This is a genomic window from Methylocaldum sp. (genome assembly GCF_039794385.1).
GTDB lineage: Bacteria > Pseudomonadota > Gammaproteobacteria > Methylococcales > Methylococcaceae > Methylocaldum.
The window spans coordinates 1-12,196 of sequence record NZ_JBDIVO010000119.1 but is presented as its reverse complement, the minus strand read 5'-3'; the positions used below and the strand labels follow the sequence as shown (position 1 = coordinate 12,196).

General features: G+C 56.5%; 16 protein-coding genes. 13 read left to right on the top strand and 3 right to left on the bottom strand.

Annotated features, from left to right (window positions below):
* Positions 1-683 (top strand): tRNA (adenosine(37)-N6)-threonylcarbamoyltransferase complex transferase subunit TsaD (gene tsaD, locus ABJK70_RS11995; protein ID WP_347258093.1); only part of this gene is annotated, 683 nt, incomplete at its 5' end.
* Positions 684-705: 22 nt separating this feature from the next.
* On the opposite strand, the gene plsY is transcribed toward tsaD, so the two are convergent.
* Positions 706-1,296, bottom strand: a complete 591-nt coding sequence (gene plsY / locus ABJK70_RS11990) for a glycerol-3-phosphate 1-O-acyltransferase PlsY (protein WP_077728431.1) — start codon at positions 1,294-1,296, stop codon at positions 706-708.
* A gap of 83 nt (positions 1,297-1,379) precedes the next feature.
* Between plsY and folB the strand changes: the two genes are divergently transcribed.
* Both folB and folK read left to right on the top strand, forming a co-directional pair.
* Positions 1,380-1,745, top strand: coding sequence for a dihydroneopterin aldolase (gene folB, locus ABJK70_RS11985; RefSeq protein ID WP_077728432.1), 366 nt, complete (start codon positions 1,380-1,382; stop codon positions 1,743-1,745).
* Positions 1,738-2,235 (top strand): 2-amino-4-hydroxy-6-hydroxymethyldihydropteridine diphosphokinase, encoded by a 498-nt coding sequence (gene folK, locus ABJK70_RS11980; protein ID WP_347258092.1) that lies wholly within the window; start codon positions 1,738-1,740, stop codon positions 2,233-2,235. The genes folB and folK overlap by 8 nt, the downstream gene beginning before the upstream one ends.
* Here the strand turns inward: folK and ABJK70_RS11975 are convergent.
* Together ABJK70_RS11975 and ABJK70_RS11970 are read right to left on the bottom strand one after the other, a co-directional pair.
* On the bottom strand, positions 2,228-2,959 hold the full coding sequence (locus tag ABJK70_RS11975; protein WP_347258091.1) for a pteridine reductase: 732 nt from the start codon (positions 2,957-2,959) through the stop codon (positions 2,228-2,230). The genes folK and ABJK70_RS11975 overlap by 8 nt on opposite strands.
* A gap of 26 nt (positions 2,960-2,985) precedes the next feature.
* Complete coding sequence (locus ABJK70_RS11970; protein WP_077728435.1) at positions 2,986-3,819, bottom strand: dihydrofolate reductase family protein; 834 nt, start codon at positions 3,817-3,819, stop codon at positions 2,986-2,988.
* Between the two features lie 413 nt (positions 3,820-4,232).
* Here ABJK70_RS11970 and ABJK70_RS11965 point away from each other — a divergent pair, with 413 nt between their 5' ends.
* The 10 genes from ABJK70_RS11965 to ABJK70_RS11920 form a co-directional block, all read left to right on the top strand.
* Complete coding sequence (locus ABJK70_RS11965) at positions 4,233-4,574, top strand: hypothetical protein (RefSeq protein WP_077728437.1); 342 nt, start codon at positions 4,233-4,235, stop codon at positions 4,572-4,574.
* 170 nt (positions 4,575-4,744) lie between these two features.
* The gene (locus tag ABJK70_RS11960) at positions 4,745-5,773 is read left to right on the top strand and encodes a MoxR family ATPase (protein WP_077728438.1); all 1,029 of its coding nucleotides are present in this window, start codon (positions 4,745-4,747) and stop codon (positions 5,771-5,773) included.
* Positions 5,770-6,612 (top strand): DUF58 domain-containing protein, encoded by an 843-nt coding sequence (locus tag ABJK70_RS11955; protein WP_077728439.1) that lies wholly within the window; start codon positions 5,770-5,772, stop codon positions 6,610-6,612. Before ABJK70_RS11960 ends, ABJK70_RS11955 begins: the two co-directional genes overlap by 4 nt.
* 12 nt (positions 6,613-6,624) lie before the next feature.
* Positions 6,625-7,536 carry a hypothetical protein gene (locus ABJK70_RS11950; protein ID WP_156880248.1) on the top strand — a complete coding sequence of 304 codons (912 nt, stop codon included), beginning with the start codon at positions 6,625-6,627 and terminating at the stop codon, positions 7,534-7,536.
* Entirely contained in the window at positions 7,533-8,516 is a 984-nt protein-coding gene (locus tag ABJK70_RS11945; RefSeq protein WP_347258090.1) for a vWA domain-containing protein, read from the top strand. The genes ABJK70_RS11950 and ABJK70_RS11945 overlap by 4 nt, the downstream gene beginning before the upstream one ends.
* Positions 8,504-9,064, top strand: coding sequence for an MxaK protein (locus ABJK70_RS11940; protein ID WP_143735051.1), 561 nt, complete (start codon positions 8,504-8,506; stop codon positions 9,062-9,064). The genes ABJK70_RS11945 and ABJK70_RS11940 overlap by 13 nt, the downstream gene beginning before the upstream one ends.
* Before the next feature lie 2 nt (positions 9,065-9,066).
* The gene (locus ABJK70_RS11935) at positions 9,067-9,987 is read left to right on the top strand and encodes a VWA domain-containing protein (protein WP_086135167.1); all 921 of its coding nucleotides are present in this window, start codon (positions 9,067-9,069) and stop codon (positions 9,985-9,987) included.
* A 3-nt stretch (positions 9,988-9,990) separates the two neighbouring features.
* Complete coding sequence (locus ABJK70_RS11930) at positions 9,991-10,206, top strand: DUF2905 domain-containing protein (RefSeq protein WP_086135166.1); 216 nt, start codon at positions 9,991-9,993, stop codon at positions 10,204-10,206.
* 363 nt (positions 10,207-10,569) lie between these two features.
* Positions 10,570-10,890 carry a c-type cytochrome gene (locus tag ABJK70_RS11925; protein WP_077728445.1) on the top strand — a complete coding sequence of 107 codons (321 nt, stop codon included), beginning with the start codon at positions 10,570-10,572 and terminating at the stop codon, positions 10,888-10,890.
* A gap of 50 nt (positions 10,891-10,940) precedes the next feature.
* Positions 10,941-12,196, top strand: a 1,256-nt coding sequence (locus tag ABJK70_RS11920; protein ID WP_347258089.1) for an FAD/NAD(P)-binding oxidoreductase, incomplete at its 3' end; no start/stop codon positions are given.

The window sequence follows — 12,196 nt, the reverse complement described above, 5'->3', positions numbered from 1 at the left end:
CTTTAATGGAGTCCGACCCACCCGATTTTCCGTTTATCGCGCTCCTCGTTTCCGGTGGCCACACCCAGCTCGTCGAGGTAGAAGGCATCGGCCTGTATCACATTTTGGGAGAATCGGTGGATGATGCCGCCGGGGAAGCCTTCGACAAAACCGCCAAGATGCTTGATCTGGGCTATCCAGGAGGTCCCGCGATCGCAGAATTGGCCGAGGAAGGCGACGAGCATCGGTTTGAATTCCCTCGCCCCATGACCGATCGGCCAGGTCTCGATTTCAGCTTCAGCGGCCTTAAAACGCATACGTTACAAACATTCGCATCCACCGCCAAAACTCGACAGGATAAAGCGGACATTGCCAAGGCATTCCAGGATGCGGTGGTCGATACACTGGCGATCAAATGCCGGCGGGCGCTCAAGGAAAGCGGGCTCACCCGCTTAGTGGTCGCGGGCGGAGTCAGCGCCAACCGATCTATGCGCGACAAACTTCAGCACATGGCTAGCGAAGAAAACTGCCGGGTTTATTTTCCGCGACTCGAATTTTGCGGCGATAACGGCGCCATGATCGCATTTGCCGGCTGCCAGAGACTGCTCGCCGGCCAAACGGAGCCCCCCGAGATCAACGCTCTTCCGCGGTGGCCCTTAAGCAAGTTAGCACCGCTCGCCCTATCGCAAGAGTCAACAGCCTAAACAAGCGGCAATTCTGAAATCATCAGGCTTTACGCCCGATCCGCGCTTCCTGTCCATGACGCAAACGCTCGATATTTCCCCGATGCCGCCAAATCAGAAACAAGACCATCACGACCGAGGCGCCAATCAACGCCTCGGAACCGGTCAAAAGCCAAACGTAGACGGGTGCCAGAACGGACGCAGCCAAAGCCGCAAGCGACGAGATACGCGAGACGAAAGCAATCGCAATCCACGTCAATAGAGCAGCCAAGCCTACCATCCATGAAAATCCCAAGAGCACCCCCAAGGCTGTAGCAACGCCTTTGCCGCCCTTAAACTGGAAAAATACCGGGTAAAGATGGCCAAAAAATGCCGCCAACCCCACCAAAGCGATCACAAGCAGGTCAGCGTCAAAAGCCTTGGCCAACAAGATCGGAACCAACCCCTTGGCGGCATCTCCTAACAAGGTAATCGCGGCTGCTTTTTTACCACCCAACCGCAGCACATTGGTCGCACCGGGGTTTTTCGAGCCCTGTTCTCGGGGATCGGGAAGGCGAAACAATCGGCTTACGATTACCGCACTGGATAGCGAGCCTAGGAAATAGGCCAAAGGAACTAAAAACCACACCGCCATGCGCTTATTATGTATCCTGGTTGCCAGTTTTGTAATTTTTATGTTACCAATTCGCGAAATAGCGAAAACCGGTCGGATTGACGATGGACATTATATTTCTACGCGGCCTTGAGATCGAGACGGTGATCGGCATCTACGATTGGGAGAGAAAGATCAAGCAAACCATCCTGATCGATTTGGAAATGGGTACCGACATCCGCGAGGCGGCGGCATCGGACAATATCGAACACACGCTCGACTACAAAGCGGTGTCCAAACGCATCATTTCTTTCGTGGAAGAAAGCGACTTCTTTCTCGTGGAAACTCTAGCCGAGAAGGTCGCTCAAATCGTTATCGATGAATTTGATGTGCCGTGGCTTAGGTTGACGCTAAACAAGAAGGGCGCGATCCGTAAAGCCAGCGATGTCGGAATCATTATCGAAAGAGGAGATAAACGAAAATATGCCTGATGTTTTCCTGAGCATCGGCAGCAATATCGAAAGAGAAAAGCACATTCCTTCCGCTTTTAGAGAGCTGGAAGAGCGTGTCGGCTCGTTGACTGTCTCCGGCGTTTACGAAAGCGAAGCGGTAGGCTTCGAAGGCGCTCGCTTTTACAACTTGGTAGCGGCCTTTTCCACCGAACTCCCGGTATCCGAGATCGCAAAGATCCTGAGCGAGATCGAAAACAATCATGGGCGTACACGAGATTGCAAAAAGTTCTCCTCGCGTACCCTCGATATCGATTTGATTCTTTACGGCGACGAGGTGCTCCAAGAAGGAAAGCTTACATTGCCGCGCGAGGACATCACCCGTTACGCCTTCGTATTGGAGCCGCTCGCGGAGATCGCGCCGAATCGAAAGCATCCGGTGATCGGCGAGACCTACGCCGAGCTGTGGGCCAAATTCGACAAGACTAGCGTCAACCAGTGGCGGGTGGGCTCGGTTTCGGATATCAGCTGAATAAACTCCTCCCGCCATCCACGACCAGCATCTGCCCGGTCACGTACGGCGCATCATCGACCAGAAACAATACCGCTTTCGCGATATCCGAAGCCTCCCCGGCGCGTTTCATAGGAATACGCGCCAAGATTTCAGCTTTCTTCGCGGGATGGGCGTCGTGCTCGGGCCATAGAATGGCGCCCGGCGCGACGCCATTGACTCGAATTTCCGGCGCCAACTCTTTGGCAAGAGCGCGGGTCATCGTCGCCAATCCGGCCTTGGCGAGACTGTAGACCGAATATTTCTCGATAGGATGATCGGCGTAAATGTCGCCGATGTTGATGATGCAACCCTTACGGTCGCGTAGATAGGGAACGGCCGACTGAGCCAGGAAAAACGGCGCCTTGAGGTTGCTGCCCAAGAGGTCGTTCCATTGAACCTCAGTGATCGCTCCAAACGGCGTAGGATAGAAACCGGAAGCGTTATTCACCAACACGTCCAAACCACCCCAAAACGCCGCCGCCTGCCGAACGAGTTCGGTCAGTCTTTCCGTTTCAAGCAGATCGCCCTGCAACAAACGAACCGAGTTCGCTCGCACGGCATTGAGCTCGTTGGCTAAAGCCTCGGCATCGGTCGCCGATCGGTGATAATGCAGCACGATGTTGTATCCGGCCGCATGCAGCCGACGCACGATTTCAGCGCCGATGCGGCGAGCCGCGCCAGTGACGAGCGCCGATTTCACCATACAATTCCCCTTGACTCCCACAGCCTCTACGAGTGATTGCTTTCGAATTGCGCGAACCACTGCCCCGCCCCCAACGGCGAGGTCGGATCGTAATACAAGGACACCAGCTTCAAGTGTCCAAACGGCCCCAATTCCGGTCCCGGCAGCAAAGTACGGAACGCCTCCCCACCCATCAACTGATGGGTGATGGTTTGAAACAGGCGCGCCAGACGTCCGTTCCGCACCATCGTATCCAACATATGGGGTCCGGCGATAAGGTAAATGGTTCGGTAACCTAGCTCGCCCAGCCTGCGCGTTAGCACGTCGCCCTCCACCATTCTGCCCTTTCCCGCCAGAATCACCTCGTAACCTTGCTTGCGCCAATAGTCCAGCTTTGCGGGGTCCGCCTGTTCTCCCGTAGCGATATAACAGGCTTGACGATGTTCTTTGATGGATGCCGGCATCGGAAAATCCAGACTGGCGCTCGCGATAATGATCGCCGGCTGAGGGCTCAGCCCCTGCTCCTCGCGCCACTTCGCGAGATCGCGAGTCGTATCCGTCAAACCGACTTGCAGAATGTTTCCCAAGCGCTTCTGCGCCAGTGAACGGAGATACCCGCCGTGAGTGATTAGGCAATCCGCCTGGCACTCCAGCTCCAGAAACAACCGAAAATCATCCGGCGTGGTCAGGCTTTTCGGAAGGTAAGTCTGACCGCTCGAATCCTCCAGCGCGATCCGCCCGTCCAGGCTGGTAAGGAAATTGGCATAGACGAACGGCGAGTCGGGCGTGCCCTGCCGGTGCAGATTCAGTTGTAGATAAAGTCCTTCTAGAACGACTTCTTCAAAGGGTGGGGGAAACAGACGAAAAACTTTCTTGGTCATTTAAAGAAAGGTGCCGTGTATAGATGCCTCGCACTGAAACGGAAGCAATTTTCGCATGCTCGATACAAAACGTCCGGAATTTCCACATGTCGAATTTCATGACGATCGAAAGTATCGCTATCCTTCGGATAAAGCCGACCGGCCCGTCGCACTCGGCAATACTGGATTGCTGCGGTATCCGTCCGCTTTGAGTCAAGATCCTTCGCCCCGATTAAAGCTGGCCGAGGAGGATTGATATGCTAAAATGCCGCGAAAATTATCACAGTCATATTAATTCAAGCCGGTATTTCGCGGCTTTTGTTTTTTGAAGGGGCTCCCGATCTACCGCGGAGGCTTGGGCGGCAATCACAACTCCCATCGGTCCGGCCCGAAGAAGAGGTTTTTAGCTTTAGCTTGGGAAGGAAAAAATACGCATGAAAATAGATCTTATATTGGCGAAGACGTTCAAGTTCGTCGTATTCGTGTTGTTTACCTTTATGACGCTCGTCTACTTCGGCGTCATGCTGCTGTTGCCGCTGGACATACTGACCCAGATTGTTCGAATTTTCCACGGCATTGGCCTGCCGACCGTTCTCGCCGCCGGACTCGGTATCTCGGCCTTGGGCTACATCGGTTATCTCGTTTCGCGCATGCCGGAACTTTACAGACTCGTCGTCGACATCGGCGTGCAACTGATCTCTTTCGGATACAGCCAAATTCAGCGCTTCGATCCGCTCATCGATTCGGGAAAGCAGACCGAGACCGGTACCGCTTAAGGAACGTCGGTTCGTACGATTACGCCATGCATTTCTAGCAAGCGATCGACCGGCAACCAACCCTGACAAAAACCCCGCAATGCGGGGTTTTTCCTTTGCACCTTCCGATGCTGTAACCTATTGGGTCAGCTGCTGTACCTCTCTCTACTCCGTTGACCCGTTTCTGCGCTATGTCTCGATACGACAAAGATACCTTGCTCTCAGATTGGCGGCAGCGCGCCCTGAGCTTCCAGCAAGAAATCGGAAACGCCGTAATCGGCCTCGATCACGCCATCCGCCAAATCACGCTAGCGATTTTCTCCCGCGGCCACGTCATGCTGGAAGGCGACGTCGGAGTGGGTAAAACGACTTTACTTAGAGCAGTCGCTAGGGGACTGGGCGGCGCTTACGAACGAATCGAGGGCACAATCGACCTGATGCCCAACGATCTCATTTACCATACCTATATCAACGAGGTAGGCAGGCCGCAGGTCGATCCGGGCCCCATCCTCAAGAACGGCGAGCAGCTTTCCGTTTTCTTCTTCAACGAGGTGAACCGGGCCCGCCCTCAAGTGCATTCATTACTGTTGCGGGTCATGGCCGAACGCAGCATAACGGCCTTCAACCGAGAGTATTTTTTCCCGCACCTCCTGGTTTTCGCCGATCGCAATCGGGTCGAGAAGGAAGAAACCTTCGAAATTCCCTCGGCGGCACGCGATCGTTTCCTGATGGAACTGCACATCGAAACGCCACAGGACCCGGCTATGCAGCGTGCCTTGATGTTTGACCCCCGGTTTCACGACACCGATCGGCTGATAGAGGACGTACAGCCAGGCGTTCTGCCCTACCGCGACATTGCGGATATCGCCCGTGTCATTCAAGTCGAGATCAAGGCCAGCGACGCATTGCAACAATACGCGCTCGATCTCTGGCAGGCGACTCGGCGACCTCAGGATTACGGCATCAAAATGGACGGCGTGGACATGCGGCAATTGGTCCTGGCCGGCGCCAGCCCCAGGGGAATGAGCATGATGATGCGGGCGGCCCGGGTCTCGGCTTGGCTGAATGATCGGACCAGCCTGATCCCCGAGGACATTCGGCAGGTCTTCGTAGACACCACCGCTCACCGGGTCTTCTTCAATCCGGTTTATGAACTTCGCCGAAGCGATCTGGTCGGTGAACTCATGAGCGGTATTCTGCAACGCGTCGCGGCGCCTTGATCCCCGAGTTTCATTATCACGTTAATTGGCGCTCACCGGGTGTCCATCCCGGCCACCACCGTAGCGCACGGCAGGGCGGCGGCTACGAATTCGCCGGTCATACGCTATTAACATCCAATCCGGACCCGCGAAATCTGGATATACGCGCCACACTGCACGATCCTTTCGAGCAGCTCATGGTGCGAACTTTTCGCCAAAGGAGCGCGATTCCCGTTTATGTAGTCGCCGACCTTTCGGCATCGATGGGTTTCCGGGGCACGAGATCGAAGACCGAACTGTTGGCCGAATTCACCGCTTCGGTGGCCTATACCGCCTACCGCACCGGCGACTTCTTCGGCTTTATCGGCTGCGACAGCACGATACTCCAGGACATGCTCCTGCCGCTGCGCTGGCATAAAGGCGCCGCGCCGGAACTGTTGGAGAACCTCAAGAACCTCCGCCCTCGGGGCAGATCCTCCGACGGGCTGAACGAGGTCGTACCGTATCTCGGGAAACGGAAAGCCTTAGTATTTCTCGTTTCGGATTTTCATTTAACCCTGGATCGCCTCGATACACTGCTCAAGGCCCTGGTCCGCCATGATGTGGTGCCGGTGGTTTTATGGAACAGCGCCGAATTCGATCGGCTACCTTCGTGGGGTCTCGTTAATTTCGAAGACCCAGAGACCGGTGCCCGGCGGCGATTGCTCATGCGGCCCGCGCTACGAGAGAAGATCAGTGCGTCGTTCGAGAAGCGCCGCGAGGAACTGGGGCAGATTTGCGCGCTTCATGGTCGAGAGCCGTTCTTCCTGATCGACCGTTTCGACCCGGACGAGCTGACCCGTTATTTTTATCGAACCTGAACGATGCGCCCGATGTTTAAACTGCTTTTCGGCTTGAGCCCGGCGCTTCTACTGGCCCCTGCCCTCGCCTGCTCCGCCGAATTGACGCCTCGCATCGAGCCGTCGATACCGCGGAATTTCGGCTATGTCATGGGAGACCTGATCGATTATCACGTCCTCATCACGGTACCCGAAAGCTATGCTTTGGAGACCGAATATCTGCCCAAGCCCGGCGCGCTCGATGAATGGCTGGATCTCCGCACCGTCAGTTGGACCAAGACTAACGCGAAAGACGTAGCCCATTACCGACTGCGGCTGACCTATCAGGTGTTCAAAGGCGTACGGCAACCGGAAAAATTGACCATCCCGTCACTGCCGGTCCGTTTTCAGGGACAAGCCCCGCTAGAAGCGCGAACGCCGCCGTGGTATATCACGATCGCACCGATCATTCCGCCCGACATTGCAGACGAAAAAGTCGAAATCCGCGAATCCGTGGTACCGGAGCCGCTTCCGATCCTGTCACACCGCCTGAGGCTTATCGCCTATCTCGCCGGAACCCTGGCCGTACTGCCGCTTCTCGCATGGCGTTACGGCAAGCTGCCGTTCTTTACAAAGACAGCCCCGCCGTTTGCGCGCACCATGCGCGATCTCAAGAAGCTCAGCCGTAAACCGGCCGATGCCGATGCGTACCGGACCGCGATCAAGCTCCTGCACCGAGCCTTGGACGACACCGCCGGTTTTCGTCTGTTTGCCGGGGAATTGGAATCCTTCCTGGCAGACCATCCGGCCTTCGCCGAGCTTCGAGACGAGCTTAACCATTTCTTCGCCCTGTCCCGGCAAGTCTTTTTCACCGCCCCCGATGCACCGATACCAGCGGATTCCCTGTTTTCCCGGCTTGAAGCCTTATGCCGCCAGTGTGTCCTTGCTGAACGGAGGAGTGTTTGAACATCGGGCTTTCCGCACCTTGGGCACTGATTCTCGGCATTACCGCCCTGATTCCTTTATTAAAACGCGGGCAAGCCGCGATTTCCTATCCCTCCATCTCGATGCTCCCGAGCGATCCGCTGTCGACGATGCTCGATCGACTGCTGCGGTCTAGCGCCGCCGCTGCAGCGCTTAGTCTCAGCCTGGGCATCGCGGGTCCTTACTTGCATGAGCAATGGGTGGAAAGAGTCGGGACCGGGGCCCACATCGTGCTTCTGCTCGATAGGAGCAGCAGCATGAACGAGAATTTCTCCGGCAGCTATATGGGCGGTCGCGCGCAGGAAACCAAAGGCGCCATAGCCCGCAAGCTGCTGGCCGAATTCGTCGCCCGACGGGAGCACGATCTGTTCGCCATGATCGATTTCTCGGCTGCACCAATCTACGTCATGCCTTTCACTCAAGATCGGCCGGCGATCTTAGCGGCTATCGAAGCGACCAGCGGTCGCGGTCACGGAGTAACCAACATCGCGCCCGGATTGGCGATGGCGCTCGATTTTTACAGCGGAAAACCGTTCACCGGGTCCCGAATCGTTCTGCTGGTCTCGGACGGAGCGGCGCGCATCGAAGAGGAAACCCGCGACCAGCTACGGCAATGGTTTCAGGAAACGCAGGCGACCCTTTACTGGATTTACCTCCGAAATCCAAGGAGCGGACGCCTTTCGGAGAAGCCGGTCAATCCGGGCGAAAGCACGACGCCGGAATATTTTCTACATCAATATTTCCAAAACCTTGGCGTCCCCTATCGGGCTTTCGAGGCGGAAAATCCGGAAGCGCTGCAGCGCGCAATTCTAGAGGTCGAGCAGTTGGAAAATCTTCCGCTGCACTACCTGGAAAAACTGCCGCGAAGGGACATCTCCGGCTACTGCTATGCCGCTGCTCTCGCATTTCTGGCACTGCTCCTGAGCGCCAAAGCATTGGAGGTGAAGTCGTGGCCCGTTTGATGCGAATGTGGCGCTCGCCGATGCTGATCTGGGGTCTTCTGGCAGCCCTCCTGGCCGGAGTCGTTTACGAAAGTTATGCCGTTTTCCGAATCGCCCGCCAAAACACTCTAATCTCCCAGCCGGAAAGGGTCGAGGTCGACGACAAAACACCGCCCGTTCTGGTACTCGCCAAAGCCCATCGGCTCGAACGATCGGGCGAGACGCAGGAAGCCCTGCGCCTTTACACCACCATTCTCGAACGCGGCGACGAGCACCTTCGCGAGCAGGTTCATTACAATCTTGGAACACTGTATCTTCGAGAGGCCGCCCAACTGTGGAACGCCAAAGGCGTATTGGAATATGTCCGTGTCAACACGCTGGTCGCCCTGGCCAAGGAACAGTTGCAGAAGACTCTTCGGTTGAATCCGGCTAACTGGGATGCCCGTTTCAATCTCGAATACGCACATAGGATTACCCCGCCGGCCAAGGAGCGGGAAAAGGCGGATTGGCACGGAGCGAAACCCAGTGTATTCGCTACCGTGCCCACGATTCCGGGTGGTGCGCCGTGAGGATGCGGCTCGTTCGCCGGGACTGGCGCACGACGGCGCTGTTCGTTGCCACCGTGCTCGTGGCGCTGACCTTTGCCGATCCGAAACTCCCGCTGCCGCTTCGGGTCTATCGCTATGCCTTCGTCATCGACATCACGCAAAGCATGAATGTCCGCGATTACCATGTCGCAAACATGCCGGCGGACCGGCTCAATTTCGTCAAGGAATCGATCCGGCAGGCGGTGCATGATCTTCCGTGCGGCTCGGAAGTCGGGCTCGGACTTTTCACCACTCAGAGCGTTCAATTACTGTTCGAACCCATAGAAGTGTGCGAACACCTGCGCGTGATCGACGATGTGCTCGCCCATGTCGACTGGCGCATGGCCTGGGCAGCCAACAGCTTTGTCGCTCAAGGCGTTTATGCCGCTATCCGGGACGTAAAAAACCGAGATCCCGGCATTCGGCTGGCGCTCTTCACCGACGGCCAGGAAGCACCGCCGCAAACAATACGACCGACATTTTCCGGAAAACCGGGAGAAATCGCTGGCTTGATCGTGGGTGTGGGCGGATTGCATCCGACCACAGTGCCGAAATACGATCGCGAAAACCGGCTCATCGGTTATTGGGAAAACACCGATATCGCGCAAATGCCGGAATCCAGCACAGCCTACGAAACAACCGAGACCGTACCCCGACCGCCGCGCGAAGGCTATTATCTTTCCTGGCTGGACGAAAACCATCTACGCGAACTGAGCGCGACAACCGGCCTCCGCTATCATCGTCTGGAAACGCCGGAAGGTCTCATGGACGCATTACGCGCCCCGGAATTCGTCGAGCGCCGCACGACCAAAACCGACATTCGGTGGCTGCTAGGCATCGCAGCACTCTTGCTGTTCGCGACGGTCTACTTGATTGATGGTGGCGAAGCGTCAAAGAGGACTTGAGCGATGTCTTTCGGGAAAATTCTCATCTACGTCGGTATTGGCCTGTTTCTGCTCGGATTGGTCCTATCCTACGCTCCGGGACTGTTCGGCTGGTTCGGAAAGCTTCCCGGTGATATCCGGATTCAGGACGAAAACCGGTACATCTTCATCCCCATCACCTCCATGATCATCATCAGCCTCGTGTTGACTCTGCTGATCAACCTGTTCTTTCGTCGCTAGCCGGCGTCACAACCGCCGAGCTCGAGTCCGCTCGCGTCCATCGTCGCAGCTTCATCTAGCCGCGTGAACACCAGCACGGGTTTCCGCTAATGCCATATCAACTTATTGTTTTATTAGCATATTCTGTAACTCCTTTGGTCACGACCCGGTACGTTAACCCGGTATTCGGGAACAAGAATCCGCCCAGAAAGCGGCCGCGGCATGGAAATTTCAGTACATCCCGTAGGGTTACCGAAACACACCCGAAACCTGCCCCCCACCAAGGGCGACAGAGAAACGTCCCGTCGCGCGGGGAAACCAAGTGACCGCGCGACGGCAAACGAATTGGCCAAACCTCATTAACGTCACCGAGCGAGGTAACACATGCGTAAATCGTTTTACCCCCTAAGAACGTGTTTCGTATTGATTACTGCCACGGCCACTCCACTAAGCGCCTTTTCCGAGCCTCCCGCCGGACGTCTCCTTGCCGCGCAATGCGCGCAATGTCACGGAACCGACGGTTCGGGCTACGAGTCGCTGGCAGGGGAGTCTGCCGACGAGTTGTATGACGAGCTGATCGAAAGAAAGTACCGCCCGGTCGAGGACATCATGGACAGGCAAGCCCGCGGTTATACCGATGATCAACTACGGTTGATCGCCGACTACCTTGGCTCGCTTCCGCGAGCCTCGTCCTCGGACGACTAGCCTCCTACCGCAGGACCAATGACGCCAACTCCCGACAGGAGAGACTAAATATGACTGCTTTCAACAGACGGCAATTTCTAAAACTCGCCGGCGCAACCTCGCTTGTTGCGGCCATACCCAGAAGTTTGAGCGCCGCGACACCGCTCTCGAATCGAGTCGTCATCATCGGCGGAGGCTTCGCTGGCGCAACGGCCGCCAAATACCTCAAACATTGGGACAATACCATCGATGTCACCCTGGTTGAGCCCAACGCCACACACTACGCCTGTATTTTGTCCAACCTGGTCATCACCGGCGCCATCTCGATGAACCGGATCAACCTAAGCTACGACGGTTTAAGAAATCGAGGCGTCAAGATCGTCCAAGCCATGGCTACCGCCATCGACCCGGTCGGTAGCAAGGTGGGTCTGTCGAATGGCGCCACACTAGACTACGAGCATCTGATCCTTGCGCCCGGCATCGACTTCATCAACCCGAATCCGGCCGGAGCCGAACGTCTGTACGACCCGAACCTGACGCCCCACGCCTGGAAAGCCGGGCCCCAGACTACCCTGCTCAAGAATCAATTGGCGGCCATGCCGGACGGTGGCGTGTTCGTCATGAACGTCCCCAAAGCGCCCTATCGCTGCCCACCCGGCCCATATGAGCGTGCATGTATCATCGCCGCTTATCTGAAGCGCAAGAAGCGACGTTCGAAGATCATCGTGCTGGATGCGAACCCAGACATCGTGGCCGAGCCGCATACATTCGGCACGGCATTCAGCCAGACCTATGCAGGAACGCTCGAATACCACGCCAACGTAGGCATTACCCAAGTCAATTCATCGCTCAAGACAATAGACACCACGATCGGCGCGTTGTCGGCGGACGTGCTCAACATGATTCCCAACCAGAAAGCTGGACAGATCGTCTTCGACGCCGGCGTGGTCAACGATCCGACGGGCCGATGGGCGACGGTCGATCCGCTGACTTACGGTTCAACCGTCTACGAAAACATCTATGTGATCGGCGATTCTCAGGCAACGGCACAACCGAAGTCCGGCCACATGGCGAACTCCCAGGCCAAAGTTTGCGTCGACTCGATCATCCGCGCGTTCGTCGGCGAAACACCGGACCCGCAGCCGACGACCAATTCGGCCTGCTTCAGCCCCATCACCGAGACCGAAGCGTCGTGGTTGACTGCGGTTTACCAATACGATCCGACAACGCACAGCATGAAGCGCGTCGAGGATTCGTTCGGCGAAGCGGCGGAGCCGTCGTCGGAAAATTACGAGCACATGTTCCATTGGGCCGACAACATCTTCGC